Annotated in this window: 13 protein-coding genes; 8 read left to right on the top strand and 5 right to left on the bottom strand. The window is 69.9% G+C overall.

Annotation, left to right across the window (positions count from 1 at the left end; genetic code table 11):
- Positions 1–73: 73 nt before the first annotated feature.
- Genes pgi through MYF83_RS20630 form a run of 3 tightly spaced genes read right to left on the bottom strand, consistent with a single transcriptional unit; the run spans position 74 to position 4850 of the window.
- Positions 74–1705, bottom strand: coding sequence for a glucose-6-phosphate isomerase (gene pgi, locus MYF83_RS20640; protein ID WP_248962148.1), 1632 nt, complete (start codon positions 1703–1705; stop codon positions 74–76).
- Positions 1702–4110, bottom strand: a complete 2409-nt coding sequence (locus MYF83_RS20635; protein ID WP_248962147.1) for a glycoside hydrolase family 65 protein — start codon at positions 4108–4110, stop codon at positions 1702–1704. Before MYF83_RS20635 ends, pgi begins: the two co-directional genes overlap by 4 nt.
- Entirely contained in the window at positions 4110–4850 is a 741-nt protein-coding gene (locus MYF83_RS20630) for a beta-phosphoglucomutase family hydrolase (RefSeq protein ID WP_248962146.1), read from the bottom strand. The genes MYF83_RS20635 and MYF83_RS20630 overlap by 1 nt, the downstream gene beginning before the upstream one ends.
- A gap of 189 nt (positions 4851–5039) precedes the next feature.
- Between MYF83_RS20630 and MYF83_RS20625 the strand changes: the two genes are divergently transcribed.
- Positions 5040–5456, top strand: a complete 417-nt coding sequence (locus MYF83_RS20625; protein WP_248962145.1) for a DUF6157 family protein — start codon at positions 5040–5042, stop codon at positions 5454–5456.
- 289 nt (positions 5457–5745) lie between these two features.
- Here MYF83_RS20625 and MYF83_RS20620 read toward each other — a convergent pair whose 3' ends face one another.
- Complete coding sequence (locus tag MYF83_RS20620) at positions 5746–6921, bottom strand: macrolide family glycosyltransferase (protein WP_248962144.1); 1176 nt, start codon at positions 6919–6921, stop codon at positions 5746–5748.
- Between the two features lie 420 nt (positions 6922–7341).
- Between MYF83_RS20620 and MYF83_RS20615 the strand changes: the two genes are divergently transcribed.
- The 3 genes from MYF83_RS20615 to MYF83_RS20605 all read left to right on the top strand — a co-directional run bounded on the left by MYF83_RS20615 (position 7342) and on the right by MYF83_RS20605 (position 8791).
- Positions 7342–7701, top strand: a complete 360-nt coding sequence (locus tag MYF83_RS20615; protein ID WP_248962143.1) for a hypothetical protein — start codon at positions 7342–7344, stop codon at positions 7699–7701.
- Between the two features lie 11 nt (positions 7702–7712).
- Positions 7713–8258, top strand: coding sequence for a hypothetical protein (locus tag MYF83_RS20610; RefSeq protein ID WP_248962142.1), 546 nt, complete (start codon positions 7713–7715; stop codon positions 8256–8258).
- A gap of 167 nt (positions 8259–8425) precedes the next feature.
- Complete coding sequence (locus MYF83_RS20605) at positions 8426–8791, top strand: iron chaperone (RefSeq protein ID WP_248962141.1); 366 nt, start codon at positions 8426–8428, stop codon at positions 8789–8791.
- 134 nt (positions 8792–8925) lie between these two features.
- Here MYF83_RS20605 and MYF83_RS20600 read toward each other — a convergent pair whose 3' ends face one another.
- Positions 8926–9801: a M23 family metallopeptidase gene (locus tag MYF83_RS20600; RefSeq protein WP_248962140.1), complete on the bottom strand. Its 876-nt coding sequence runs from the start codon at positions 9799–9801 to the stop codon at positions 8926–8928.
- Between the two features lie 297 nt (positions 9802–10098).
- Between MYF83_RS20600 and MYF83_RS20595 the strand changes: the two genes are divergently transcribed.
- From MYF83_RS20595 to MYF83_RS20580, 4 genes are read left to right on the top strand one after another with little or no spacing between them, the layout of a single operon-like run.
- Positions 10099–12462: a sensor histidine kinase gene (locus MYF83_RS20595; RefSeq protein WP_248962139.1), complete on the top strand. Its 2364-nt coding sequence runs from the start codon at positions 10099–10101 to the stop codon at positions 12460–12462.
- Complete coding sequence (locus MYF83_RS20590) at positions 12443–12868, top strand: roadblock/LC7 domain-containing protein (RefSeq protein WP_248962138.1); 426 nt, start codon at positions 12443–12445, stop codon at positions 12866–12868. Before MYF83_RS20595 ends, MYF83_RS20590 begins: the two co-directional genes overlap by 20 nt.
- Entirely contained in the window at positions 12865–13215 is a 351-nt protein-coding gene (locus tag MYF83_RS20585) for a DUF742 domain-containing protein (protein WP_248962137.1), read from the top strand. Before MYF83_RS20590 ends, MYF83_RS20585 begins: the two co-directional genes overlap by 4 nt.
- Positions 13196–13798, top strand: coding sequence for a GTP-binding protein (locus tag MYF83_RS20580; protein ID WP_248962136.1), 603 nt, complete (start codon positions 13196–13198; stop codon positions 13796–13798). The genes MYF83_RS20585 and MYF83_RS20580 overlap by 20 nt, the downstream gene beginning before the upstream one ends.
- Positions 13799–13850 lie beyond the last annotated feature (52 nt).

Raw genomic sequence — 13850 nt, 5'->3', positions numbered from 1 at the left:
TCAGGAGCCGGTAGCAGCGGATCAGCGCGTCGCGTCAGAAGAAGCCCGACAGGGGCAGCCAGATGTCGCCTGCCTAGCTCTGCTTCAGGGCTCGGTAGTGGCGGATCAGGGTGTTGGTGGAGGAGTCGTGGGTGAGGTCGGGGTCGGTGGGGCTCTCGAGTTCGGGGGTGATCTGGGCGGCGAGCACCTTGCCGAGCTCCACTCCCCACTGGTCGAAGGAGTCGATCCCCCAGATCGTGCCCTGGGTGAACACGCTGTGCTCGTACAGCGCCACGAGCGCGCCGAGCAGGTGTGGGGTGAGCCGCTGGGCGAGCAGCACGTTCGTGGGACGGTTGCCCCGCATGACCCGGTGCGGGACGACGCCGGGGTCGGTGCCCTCGGCGCGCACCTCCTCCTCGGTCTTGCCGAAGGCGAGGGCCTGCGCCTGGGCGAAGACGTTGGCCATCAGCAGGTCGTGGTGGTCGCGCAGCGGGTTGAGGCTCGCGCCGAAACCGATCAGGTCCACGGGGATCAACCGGGTGCCCTGGTGGATGAGCTGGTAGAAGCTGTGCTGGCCGTTCGTGCCGGGCTCGCCCCAGTAGACCGGCCCGGTGTCGTAGTCGACGACCTCCCCGTCGAGCGTCACGTGCTTGCCGTTGGACTCCATCGTGAGCTGCTGGAGGTAGGCCGGGAACCGCTTCAAGTACTGCTCGTAGGGCATGACGCCGATGCTCTGCACGCCGAAGAAGTTCACGTACCAGACGGCGAGCAGCCCCATGAGCACCGGGAGGTTCTCCCCCAGCGGGGCCGTGCGGAAGTGCTCGTCCATCTCGTGGAAGCCCGCCAGCATCTCGCGGAAGTGCTCGGGCCCGATGGCCACCATGGTGGACAGGCCGATGGCGGAGTCCATCGAGTAACGGCCGCCGACCCAGTCCCAGAAGCCGAACATGTTCGCGGTGTCGATGCCGAACTCCGCGACGCGTTCGGCGTTGGTGGACACCGCGACGAAGTGCCGCGCGACCGCTTCCTCGGTGCCCAGCTGGCCGACCAGCCAGTCGCGTGCCGAGTGGGCGTTGGCGAGCGTCTCGGACGTGCCGAAGGTCTTGGAGGAGACGACGAACAGCGTCTCGTCGGCGAACAGGTCGCGGGTCGCCTCGACGATGTCGGTGGAGTCGACGTTCGACACGAACCGGAACGTCAGGTCACGCCTGCTGTAATGGCGCAGCGCCTCGTACGCCATGACCGGCCCGAGGTCGGAGCCGCCGATGCCGATGTTGACGATGTTCTTGATCGGCTTGCCGGTGTGGCCCTTCCACTCGCCCGAGCGGACGCGCTGGGCGAAGCCGGCCATCCGGTCGAGCACCTCGTGGACCTCCGCGACGACGTCCACGCCCTCGACTACGAGCGAGGCGCCCTTCGGCATGCGCAGCGCGACGTGGAGCACCGACCTGCGCTCGGAGGTGTTGACGCGCTCGCCACGGAACATCATGTCCCTGCGCCGCTCCAGCTCCGACTCCCGCGCGAGCTCGACGAGCAGGCGCATCGTCTCGTCGGTGGCGCGGTTCTTCGAGTAGTCGAGATACAGCCCGGCCGCCTCGGCGCACATGCGCTCGCCCCGCCCCGGGTCCTCGGCGAACAGCTCGCGCAGGTGCCGGCCGCCGATCTCGGCGTGGTGCTGCTCGAGCGCCTTCCACGATGCGCGGTCGCGGAGCGGGGTGGTGGTCATGGGTGTTCCTCCGGTGGTTGCGTGGCCGCCTGGTGACCGGACGGCCGTTCGGCTGGGGGACGGCGCGGGACCGGCTCGCGGCCGGGTGGCTGGCGCACCTGCACCTCAGGTGGCGGCACCGTGACGGTAGGGCGGCTGACCGGCCGCCCGTCGACCGTCAACGGCTCCCCGTGGTGGGTCAGCGTCAGCGGCTCGCCGGAAAGGAGCCGGTAGGTCGTCGAGGCCGCCGTGACGCCGACGCGCAGCACGCGGCCGCGGTAGCGCAGCCGGAAGGCCAGCCGCGAGATGCCCGGGGGCAGCTTCGGAGCGAAACAGATGCCCCCGTGGCCGGCGCGCATCCCGCCGAACCCGGAGACCAGGGCGATCCACGCCCCCGCCAGTGAGGCCATGTGGACCCCGTCGACGGTGTTCTTCTCCAGGTCGGCGAGGTCCATCATCGCCGCCTCGCCGAGGTAGGCGTAGGCCAGCTCCAGCTGCCCCACCTCAGCGGCGAGCACCGCCTGCGTGCAGGCCGACAGCGAGGAGTCGCGGACGGTCAGCGCGTCGTAGTAGGCGAACGCGCGGGCCTTCTCCCCGTCCGTGAACGCGTCGCCGCGCAGGTGCATCGCCAGCACGAGGTCGGCCTGCTTGACCACCTGCTTGCGGTAAAGGTCGAAGTAGGGGAAGTGAAGCAACAGCGGATACTGGTCGGGCCTGGTGGCGGCGAAGTTCCAGACCGCGTGCCTGGTGAACTCCTCGCTCTGGGAGTGCACGCCGAGCCGCTCGTCATAGGGCAGGTACATCGCGGCGGCCCCGTCACGCCAGGTCGCGACCTCCTCGAGCGTCACCCCGAGCCGCTGCGCCTCTTCGAAGTGGCGGGTGGCCACCTCGGCCGCCTCGCGAAGATTCTCCTGGGCCATGAGGTTGGTGTAGACGTTGTTGTCGGCGATGGCGCTGTACTCGTCCGGGCCGGTCACGCCGTCGATGCGGAACCGCCCCTCGGCGTCGTGGTGGCCGAGAGCGCACCAGAGCCGGGCGGTCGCCACGAGCAGCGGCAGGCCGGTGTCGCGCTCGAACCGCCTGTCCTCGGTGGCGTCGACGTAGCTCGTCGCCGCGTGGGCGATGTCGGCGTTGATGTGGAACGCCGCGGTGCCGGCCGGCCAGTAACCGGAGCACTCCTCGCCGTTGATCGTCCGCCAGGGGAAGGCGGCTCCGCGCAGCCCGAGCTGGACGGCGCGCTCCTGCGCCATCGGCAGAATCGACGCGCGCCAGGCCAGCGCGTCGGCCGCGGCCCGGGGGTAGGTGTAGGTGAGCACCGGCAGCACGAAGATCTCGGTATCCCAGAACGCGTGGCCGTCGTAGCCGGAACCGGTCAGCCCCTTGCCGGGGATGGGACGATCCTCCAGCCGGGCGGCGCTCTGCACCAGGTGGAACAGCCCGAAGCGCACGGCCTGCTGCACCTCGGCGTCGCCGTCGACCTCCACGTCGGCGCCGGACCAGAACTCGTCGAGGAACCGCCGCTGGTCGGCGCACAGGCCCTCCCAGCCGACCAGCCGGGCGGCCGACAGCGCGGCGACGACCTGGTCGTGCAGGGCGGGCCGGGAGCGCTTGGCCGACCAGCCGTAGGAGAAGTACTTGACCATCCGCAGCCGCTGGCCGGGCGCGAGGCGCGTGGCTATGGTCACGCGGCTGACGTCACCGGCGCCGTCCGCCTCGACGCTCGCCTCACCGGGAGTCTCGATGTCGTGGCACATGGCGGCGGCGACGCGCAGGCCGCTGGCCCGCGTGGTGTGGACCATGATGGCCACCCCCTCGCTCGCCGGCACGTTCTCCTCCACGACCAGCGGCGACTCGAGGACGGCGGCGGCGCGCGGGTCGTCGCCGGAGTACTCCACGGTCTCGTTGGCGACCAGCTCGGACTGGACGACCACACCGCAGGTGCGGCCGACCGCCTCGATCTCGTAGTGGATCGCGGCGACGGCGCGGTGGGTGAAGGACACCAGCCGCGTGGAGGCGCAGCGCACCTCGGCTCCGGTCGGGGAGCTCCAGTGGGCCCGGCGGGTCAGCGTGCCCGCTCGCATGTCGAGGACCCGCTCGTGCTCGTGCAGCGTGCCGTACCGCACGTCGAAGGGCTCGTCGTCGACCATCAGCCTGATCAGCTTGCCGTTGGTGACGTTCACCACGGTCTGGCCCGACTCGGGATAGCCGTAGCCCGCCTCGGCGTACGGCAGCGGCCTCAGCTCGTACACCGAGTTGAGGTAGGTGCCCGGCTGGCCGTACGGCTCCCCCTCGTCGAGGTTGCCGCGCAGGCCGATGTGCCCGTTGGACAGCGCGAACAGCGACTCGGTCTGCGCCAGCACGTCGAGGTTGAGGCCGCGCTCCCGGATGGCCCAGGGCTCGACCGCGAACGCGGGATTCTGGATCATCACGGCTCCAGTAGCTCTGCCAGGTCGGTGACGACGATGTCGGCGCCGTGCTCGCGCAGCGCGTCCGCCTGCCCGGCGCGGTCCACGCCGACGACGTAGGCGAACTTTCCCGCACGACCGGCCGCCACTCCCGCCAGCGCGTCCTCGAACACCGCCGCCTCGGAGGGTGCCAGCCCGAGCGCCTCCGCGCCCGCGAGGTACATGTCCGGGGCCGGCTTGCCCGCGAGATGCCGTTGCTGGGCCACCACGCCGTCGACGCGCGCCTCGAAGAGATCGGTCAGCCCTGCGGCGGCGAGGACCCGCTCCGTGTTGGCGCTGGAGGACACGACGGCCCTGCGCAGACCCGCGTCCCGGGCGGCCCGCGCGTACCGGACCGAGCCGGGGAACACCTCCACGCCGTCCCTGTCCATGATCTGCTGCACGAGCGCGTTCTTCTTGTTGCTCAGCCCGTGCACGGTGGGCGCGTCCGGCGGATCGTCCGGCGACCCCTCGGGCAGGGTGATGTCACGCGAAGCCAGGAAGCTCCGCGTGCCGTCCAGCCGCTTCTTGCCGTCGACGTACCGGTCGTAGTCGGCCACCGCGTCGAACGGCACGAACGGCTCGCCCGTCCGGCCGGCCCGTTCCCGCAGGAACTCGTCGAACGTCGCCTTCCACGCGGCGGCGTGCACGGTCGCGGTGCGGGTGAGCACACCGTCCATGTCGAACAGGCACCCCCTGACCCCGTCAGGCAACCCGAGCATCGGCCCTCCCCGGCAGGCGCGTACGCGATCTCGTCCCCCAAAGTACCCACTGCGGCTCGGCCACGTCATCGCGTGTCCACAGGCTGTGGACAAGCTCCCAGCGGTCGAGACGCTCGGCGGGCCGGGACGGCTAGAATCCGAACACAGGTGCCCGAATCGACCGACGGCCCTGGCAGGAGTCCTCCCCCCATGGACGTGAATTACTACCGGACCTTCATCGCGGTGGCCGACGACTGCCCCGTGACCGAGGGCGTGGTCCCGCAGGCTCGCGGCGGCAAGAAGACCGTCGCCGTGCTGCAGTACGAGATGCTGGCCGGCAACCCCTACGTGTACACCCAGGAAGACGTGCTGTTCGAGTCCTGGCTCAGACGCCAGGAGCCGGCCGACCTGCCGGAGAACGAGGTCGCCAGGCTCCGGGACGAGTTCTTCGCCAAGCCGCAGCCCTGCGTGCGCGCCTCTCCCCTGCCGAAGAAGTTCGGCTGGGGCCTGGCCTGCGACGCCGAAGGCAGGGTGGCGCTGTGCCCGATGGAGTCGAAGGAGTACCAGGACTTCCTCGCCGGCGACACCATGAAGATCCTCAAAGCGATGCGCTCCGCTCGAGCCTGACCGCCACAGGCGAGCGATGATCCCGGATCGTCCATCTCCTTCCGCAGCAGCGAGAGCGCGTCTCCGAGACCCAGCCGCATGATCAGCCGCACCATGTTGGGCGCCGCCGCGAGACCCCCTAGCCCGCCACCCGCGGTCGCGACGCGTGAACCCACCGGCCGTCCCCCAGACGTGGTCTCCAGATAGATCACCGTTGTGGAGGAATGACCCACTGTTGACGAGGCCGTCTCCCGGACTGATCGGGAAGGCCTGGTGGAGCAGAGAGGCTCCGCCCCACCAGGTCGCCCGGTCAGCGGAGGAACGACTCGACCGCGTCCGCGGCGCGGTCGACGCCGCCGTGCGCTCGTACCGTCCCGCGGATCGCGGCCAGCCGTGCCGCCACGTCGGCCGACCCCGCGACGGCATCGACCGCGGAGCGCAGCGTCGCCGCGGTGACCTGATCGGCGGGCAGGTGCCGTCCGGCACCGAGTGCCTCGAGCATCGCCGCGTTGCCGAACTGGTCCACGGCCTGGGGTATCGCCACGGTCGGCACGCCGAACCACAGCGACTCCGAGCACCCGCCCATCCCCGCGTGGGTCACGAACGCCGAAGCCTCGGCGAGCACGGCCAGTTGCGGCACGCTGCGGTGCACCTCGAACCCGGCCGGGAGCGGACCGAGATCCGCCGGGTCGACGTGCTGCCCCACCGCGAGCACCACGTGCCAGTCCGAGCCCGCGAAGCCTTCCAGGCAGGCCCGGTAGACGTCGGGCCGGTCGTTGTACGCGGTGCCGAACGACACGAGCAGCACGCGCCTGCCGTCCCGCGGCGGCGTCCAGCCCGTGTCGGCCAGCCGCTCGGGATCGAGGCAGGGCCCCACGAACCGTACGCTCGCCGGCACCCGGTCGGCCTCGGGCTGCATCGCCCGGGGGATCAGCGACAGGACGTGCTCGGGACGCGCCAGCCAGTCCCACGCGTCCCGTTCGATCCCGTTCTCCCGCAGCCACGCGTTGTACGCGGCGTGGTAGCTCTTCCCGGACTCCGAGGTCCGTATGGCGGCCAGCGTTTCGGCCATGTCCTCCTTGTAGCCGTCCCACGCGACGAGCGTGGGAGAGAGTTGCACGGCGGGCACCCCGTACCGGGCGGCCAGTACGGGGGCGGGCAGCCCGCCGATGTCGTAGAGCAGAAGGCCGGGCCGGTCGTCGTCGAAGCGTCCGGTGAGCCGCGGCAGCACCGCGATCGCCTCGTCGAGGAAGACCCGCATCGCGGACGCCGGGTCGTCGGGCCACTTGGCGTCGTTGTCGGGGAACAGCGACGGGTGCGGGACGAGTTCGGCGCCGGTGGGCTCGACCAGCCCGGTCAGCGTCTCCCCGACCACGTAGCTGACCCGATGGCCACGGGACACGAGCTCCCTGATGACGGCCAGCGAGGGGTAGATGTGGCTCGGCGCCGTGCAGCCGATCATGGCGATGTGTTCGCGCTTACGCATGATGTCCTGTCGGATTCTCGAAAGACGTGTTCCGACGGCGCGCAGGAGAAGGTCCCGGAAGAGGGGACGGCTCAGAAGGGGCCGCCCGATGGCGGGCAGGCCCTGCGGTCACGCCGTCTCAGGCGTTGCGCATACGGATCGAATAGATCATGAACCCCACCCTAATGCGCCTCTTCCGGTAGCGGGCAACCCATTTATCTCTGAGCGCCACGCCACGGATCTCTCCGGAGAAGCGTCCCCGATCGCCATGCGCCACACCCACGATGACGTCCAGCGACTTCTCAGCTGATATTCATGTGGCACAGATATCCCTATAAGCCACCCCGACCAGCCTGGAGTGACAGCCCGACCGGCCTGGAAGGTGACGCCCCGGCCGGCCTCGGGAATACAGCGAACGACATGAAGGACGGATGGTTCACCGTGAGATCACCCAAGCTCAGGTTGGCCCTGGCGGCGCTCGCCGCATGCGCCTCGCTCGCGGCGTGCGGGTCGTCGTCCGACGAGGCGGCCACCACCCCGGCGGCCACGGCCACGGCGACCGCCACGAACGGGACGGGCCAGACGGGGAAGGTCTCGGCGAACACCGCGAGCGAGAGCGAGATCGCCGCGGCGCTGCAGGCCGCGGGCGTGGACAACGCCGGCCGATGGGCCCGTGAAGTGGTCGAGTACCGTCCCTACGAGGCGGGCGACGCCGACCTCACCTCGCTGCGCCAGAACCTCGCCAAGTACAACCCGGGCCAGGAGACCGTCGACAAGATCGTCTCCGCACTCACGCCATGAGCACTCCCCCGTTGGACGATCACGCCCGTGCCGGAAGCGGCACGGGCGAGGGCCTCGTCGACCGCCATCCGCGCACGGGCGGCAACGACGGCGGCCTCGTCCGGCACGGGCTGGTGGCGCTGACCGTGATCGGCGTCCTCGGCGCCGCCTTCGAGCTCGCCACCGAACAGCACTGGAAGACCGTGGAGCAGCTGATCCCCTGGGCGGCGCTCGCCCTCCTCGCGATCGCCGTGCCGCTCATGTACCTGCGGAACTCCCGCAGGCTCCTCGCCGCCGTCCGGCTGGTCACGGTGGCCGTGCTGCTGGCGTCCCTGTACGGCGTCTACGCGCACGTCGCGGCGAACCACGACGCCGGCGTCCTCGACCAGCGATACGCGGCCACGTGGGACACCCTGCCCGCCATCAGCCAGTGGTGGTACGCGCTGACCAAGATGGTCGGCCCGGCCCCACCCCTCGCTCCGGGCATGCTCGCCCAGTCGGCCCTCATCCTGCTGCTCGCCACCTTCACCCGCCGACGGTCAGGCGCGACAGCGTCCATTCGTAGCGAGCTCGATTGAGCCTCTGGTGGGAGACCTCGACGAGGGTGGCCGCGCTGACCACTACGCGAATGTCTTCCTCCTCTGCCGCAGCCAGCCATTCCGTGATGCGAACATGCCCACGATCAGTACCGTTCGCCGCCGGTGGTCTCGGGGCGGACTTCGACCCTCCGGCATAAGCTCTCGGCATGGTGCAGAGCAAGGCGGCGGATGTGGACGGCTACCTGGCCGAGGTGCCCGGGGAGCGCAGGGAGGCGCTGGCCAGGCTGCGCGATCTGTGCCGTGCGGAGCTCAAGGGCTTCACCGAGGGCATGGAGTACGGGATGCCCTCCTACGCGCGGGACGGCGTCGTGGAGATCGGCTTCGCGAGCCAGAAGCAGTACATCTCCTTCTACATACTGCGCACCGACGTCCGCGCGGCCTTCGAGCAGCGCCTGGCCGGGCACGACATGGGCAAGGGCTGCCTGCGCTTCCGCAAGCCGGAGAAGATCGACTTCGACCTCGTGCGCGACCTGCTCGCGGCCACCGCGGCCGGGCCGGGCACCGTCTGCTGACCCCGGACAGCGGCTCCCCCTGAAGCAGCCGCTCCGCGCCGTCATCGACGGCGTCTTCGCCCAGGCCATGCCTGAGTCGTCGGGAGCGGAGGCCCGAGGTCGTGAACCTCAAGGTCCTCCGCTCCCGGCGGTCATCAGCCGCAGTGCTCGAACGGGCTGTCGTACTTGGCGGAGCCGAGGGAGCCGCCCCACTTCACGCAGGTTCGGACGGCCTTGGCCTTCACCGGGCCCGCGTAGTACTGGTAGCTGCCGGAGTCGGTCTGCCGGGACTTGCCCTTGACCTCGAGGTAGGCACTGGCGCCGATCTTGCCGGTACCGCCGTTGCGCAGGGTCGTGACGCAGTTCTGGCCGGTGGCCGAGGAGTACATCAGCACCACGCGGCCCTGCGAGCCGAGCGGCGCCGAGTCGATCTGCTTGAAGCCCGAACCGCACACCTTCGCCGCGGTGAACGGGTTCGACGTCGAGGGCGCCTTCTTGGGCGCGGTACCGCCGCCGCAGTTATTGGACTTCACCTTCTGGCCGGGGTAGTTGAAGGTGGAGCCGTTGAAGGAGGCACGGACGATCGCGCCCGAGGCGGAACGCTGTTCGTAGTGCAGGTGGGCGATGATCTTGTACTTGGCGGAGCTCTTGCCCAGGGTGCCGATCTTCTGACCCTGCGCCACGCTGGCACCCTGACCGACCGAGCGCGAGTTCAGGTGCGCGTAGAGGGTGGCGCTGCCGTCGGCGTGACGGATCTTGACCAGGTTGCCGAAGCCGTTGTTCGTCTGGTAGGCGGAGATCACCACCGTGCCGGCCGCCGCCGCCACGACGGTCCTCCCCAGGTCCGCGTTCCCGTCGTTCGCCTTGCCGTTGAAGTCGATCTCGTTGCCGGTGTGGGCGAAGCTCTCGCTACTGCCGATCCAGGTCTCCCCGCAGGGGAAGGGTAGCTGGAAGGTGGGGGCGGCGGCGCGAGCCTCGGCGTTCGCCATCCCCGAACCGGCCAAGGCGACCATGGCGCCACAAACACTCATTATCATGATCTTTGTTCGCACAAGGGGCAAGGCTGCCATCCCGGTGATCAACTTGTCAGGCGATTCGACAAAGTTCACCTAGGCGAGTGGCACAGCCCGCCCTCTCGTCACGGAGGGTGAACCAACCCCTTAGACATCGATACTCAATCTTCGCATTCGCTATCTTGAAGCACTTCTGCCCCAATAGGCATAGTTGTCCAGATCAAGGCCGTATCAGTGGTGGCATGCGTTCTCGGGGAGGGCCATGGCCGCCGGCTGCCTACGGCGGCCCGGCACACGCGGAATTGGACATGATGGATGAGCGCCCCACCACCGATCCGCTCGAAGCTGCTCAGAATCCTCCTGCTTCCCCTGATCTCCATGATCGCTCTGTGGGGCTTCATCGCCTACTCCAGCGTCGAGGAGATCGCGACCATCTCCCAGACCCAGGACCGCTGGAAGGCCATCGGGTCGCCGGTGCAGCAGCTGATCATCGAGTTCCAGAAGGAGCGCCAGCTCTCCGCCGAGGCGGTCGCCGGCACCGCCGATGACAAGCCGCTGACGGAACAGCGGAAGATCACCGACGCCCAGGTGCAGCGGCTGCGCCAGGTGATCGGGGTCGTCGACGTCCAGGGCGGGACCGCCAACACCCCCGCCGAGGTGCGGGCCCTGGTGACGGCGCTGGACGGGCTGGACGGGCTTCGCGCCGCCGCCGACAGCCGCAGGCTCTCCCCACCGATCAAGATCATCGACGCGTACAGCGACCTGATCGCCACCGCCAACCGGCAGTTCAGCGACGGGGACACGCTGAGCGACGTGTCGTCCTACCGCGCGGTGCGCGGCATGGCCGCCTTCAGCGCCACCGCGGAGTACCTGGGCAGGGAGCACGCCGTCCTCACTTCGACGATCGTGCGCCACCGGATGACCCCCACCGACCGCGCGGCGTTCGTCGCCGGGATGACCAGCCGGCGGATCGTCCTCGCCAACGCGGGCCGCGACGTGGGCCCCGACCTGCGGGTGCACTACGAGGACCTCGTGAAGAGCGCCCCCTACCAGCGGCTCGTGGCGGTGGAGGACGCGCTCTTCGTGTGGGACACCAACGGCGCGCCTCCGGTGCAACCCGCCGTGTGGAAGAGCGACGCCGGCGCCCTCATCGGCAAGATCAACCGGGACACCCAGTACGAACTGGTGCGCGCCGCGGCCGAGGCGGAGCAGCTCAAGACGGCCGCGTACTGGCGGATCGGGCTGGTCCTGGGCGTCGGCCTGCTCGCGGTCATCGTGTCGGTCGCACTGTCCTACCGGTTCGGCCGTTCCATGATCAACGAGCTGCGTCGGCTCCAGGCGTCGGCCGTGGAACTGGCCGAGGAACGGCTGCCACGGTTGGTCGAGCGGCTGCGCAAGGGCGACGACGTGGACCCGGCGACCGAGGCCCCCCACCTGGACTCCGCGAACACCGCCGAGGTCGACCGGGTCGTGCACGCGTTCTCCGCCGTGCAGCGCACCGCGGTGGAGGCCGCGGTCAGCCAGGCGACGCTCCGCAAGGGCGTCGGCCAGGTCTTCCTCAACCTCGCCTGGCGCAACCAGGCACTGCTCCACCGCCAGCTCGAGCTTCTCGACACGATGGAGCGCCAGGTCGAAGTACCGGAGATCCTGGAGGATCTCTTCAAACTCGACCACCTGACCACCCGCATGCGGCGGCACGCGGAGAATCTGATCATCCTGTCCGACTCGGCCCCCGCCCGCAGGTGGCGCGACCCGGTGCCGATCTTCGACGTGGTGCGCAGCGCCGTGCTGGAGGTCGAGGACTACACCCGCGTCACCATGCCGTCCATGCCGCAGGCACCGCTGCTCGTCGGCGCCGCGGTCGCCGACGTGATCCACCTCATCGCCGAACTGGTGGAGAACGCCACCCTCTTCTCTCCGCCCCACACCACGGTCCACATCCGGGCCATGACGGCGGCCAACGGCTTCGCGGTGGAGGTCGAGGACCGGGGCCTGGGACTGAGCCCCGACACCCTCGACGACCTCAACGCCAAGCTCGCCGACCCCCCGGAGTTCGACCTGGTCGACACCGACCGGCTGGGCCTGTTCGTCGTCGCCAAGCTCGCGGCCCGGCACGGCATCAAGATCAGGCTACGGCCCTCGCCCTACGACGGCACCACCGCGATCGTGCTGCTGCCGTCGAGCCTGCTCGCCCCCTCGAAGACGCCCCTCGCCGAGGCCGCGCCGCGCTGGGCCGGGCAGACCGGGCCCGCCCGGCCGGACAGGGCCGTACGGGCGCTGAGCACGGGCCCGGAAGCTCGGCCCAAGGCGCTCGCCGGCACGCAGGACCGGCCGGCGGACCGCGGCCCGGAACGCCCATCGGGGTGGTTCCTGGCCGAGCAGCAAGACCACAAGCCCCCCGCGTCGCCGGCGCCCGTGCGGCGGCCCGTGTCCATGCCGGACGCCGACGATGACCTGGACGGGCTACCGGTGCGAGTACGGCAGGCCAGCCTGGCCCCCCAGCTCCGCCGGGAACGTTCCCCGGAACAGCACGACGTCTCCGTGCGATCCCCCGAGGAGCTCATGAAGCTCATGTCGTCCATGCAACGGGGCTGGCAGCAGGGCCGCAGCCAGACCGAGCAGGAGCAAGACATGTGGAACCGAAAGGAGGGCCATTCCGATGCCCGACCCCAGACCTGAACTGAGCTGGCTGCTGGATGACTTGACCCAGCGCATCCCCGGCGTGCGGCACGCCATCGTGCTGTCCGCCGACGGACTGGCCATGGGCGGCTCCCGGGAACTGACCCGGGAGGACGCCGAGCACCTGTCCGCCATCTCCGCCGGCAGCCACAGCCTCGCACTGGGTGCGGGACGGCACTTCGGCCTCGGCGGCGTGCGGCAGACCATCATCGAGCTGGAAGAGGGCTTCCTGTTCGTCACCGCGGCAGGGCAGGGGGCCCGGCTGGCCGTGCTGGCCGCGGGCGACGCCGAGCTCGGCATGATCACCTACGAGATGGCGCTCATGGTCAAGCGCGTCGGCGAACACCTGTCCGCACAGCCGAGGGGAGCGGCTCCGGCACCCGCCTGGAACGGTTCAAGATCGTGACGGGAGAGGATCCCGGGCCGCTGGTCAGGCTCTTCGGGCTGACCGGCGGCCGTGCGCGCCCACTGGGCGAGGCTTTCGACCTGGTGGCCATCGTCACGACCGTCAGCACGTTCTACGAGCCGTCGGAGCTGATCCCGGAGCATCTGACCGTGCTGTCGATCTGCCGCAGGCCCACCCCGGTGGCGGACGTCGCGGCGCAGCTGAAACTGCCGCTCAACATCACCCGCGTGATCCTCGGCGACCTGCGGCGTGACGGCCTTGTGACCATCGACCGACCACAGCCTGCGGCGCAGGCCATCGACGAACGCATCTACAGGGAAGTGCTGCATGGGCTCCGCAGCCTTTGAGCCGGGCGTGACCGACGTCACCCCGGCGATGGCCATCAAGATCCTCATCGCCGGCGGCTTCGGAGTCGGCAAGACGACCATGGTCGGGACGATCAGCGAGATCCGGCCGCTGCACACCGAGGAGTTACTGAGCGACCGAGGCATCGGCGTCGACGACACCTCCGGCGTGGAGTCGAAGACCACCACGACCGTCGCGCTGGACTTCGGCCGAATCACCTTCCGCGAAGGACTGTGGCTCTACCTGTTCGGCACCCCGGGCCAGGACCGATTCTGGTTCATGTGGGATGAACTGGCCGTCGGCGCGCTCGGTGCCGTCGTGCTCGCCGACACCCGCCGCCTGCAGGAGTGCTTCCCTGCCGTGGACTACTTCGAGCAGCGCGGGCTCCCCTTCGTGGTCGCGGTCAACTGCTTCGACGGGGCCCGGCGCCACGATCCGGTCAAGATCCAGCGAGCCCTGGGCCTGGACGGAGTGGCCCCGATCATCCTCTGCGACGTGCGCGACCGCGAGTCGGTCAAGGACGTACTGACCTCACTGGTCACCTACGCGGTCGGCGAGCCCTTCGAATCCCCCGCCACCCCTTGACCAGTTCGTAGGACAACGGCGGCCGGCTGAACGACATCATCGACATGGTCGG

Origin of the sequence: Sphaerisporangium perillae (assembly GCF_023276435.1) — a bacterium.
Classification (GTDB): Bacteria; Actinomycetota; Actinomycetes; order Streptosporangiales; family Streptosporangiaceae; genus Sphaerisporangium; species Sphaerisporangium perillae.
This window is presented reverse-complemented; position numbering and strand designations above follow the sequence as displayed.

Coding starts and splice junctions, on each gene's coding strand:
- MYF83_RS20595 (WP_248962139.1), top strand. CDS start 10,099: ATGAGCGCCCCACCACCGATCCGCTCGAAGCTGCTCAGAATCCTCCTG.
- pgi (WP_248962148.1), bottom strand. CDS start 1,705: ATGACCACCACCCCGCTCCGCGACCGCGCATCGTGGAAGGCGCTCGAG.
- MYF83_RS20605 (WP_248962141.1), top strand. CDS start 8,426: ATGGTGCAGAGCAAGGCGGCGGATGTGGACGGCTACCTGGCCGAGGTG.
- MYF83_RS20600 (WP_248962140.1), bottom strand. CDS start 9,801: ATGAGTGTTTGTGGCGCCATGGTCGCCTTGGCCGGTTCGGGGATGGCG.
- MYF83_RS20590 (WP_248962138.1), top strand. CDS start 12,443: ATGCCCGACCCCAGACCTGAACTGAGCTGGCTGCTGGATGACTTGACC.
- MYF83_RS20635 (WP_248962147.1), bottom strand. CDS start 4,110: ATGATCCAGAATCCCGCGTTCGCGGTCGAGCCCTGGGCCATCCGGGAG.
- MYF83_RS20630 (WP_248962146.1), bottom strand. CDS start 4,850: ATGCTCGGGTTGCCTGACGGGGTCAGGGGGTGCCTGTTCGACATGGAC.
- MYF83_RS20580 (WP_248962136.1), top strand. CDS start 13,196: ATGGGCTCCGCAGCCTTTGAGCCGGGCGTGACCGACGTCACCCCGGCG.
- MYF83_RS20625 (WP_248962145.1), top strand. CDS start 5,040: ATGGACGTGAATTACTACCGGACCTTCATCGCGGTGGCCGACGACTGC.
- MYF83_RS20620 (WP_248962144.1), bottom strand. CDS start 6,921: ATGCGTAAGCGCGAACACATCGCCATGATCGGCTGCACGGCGCCGAGC.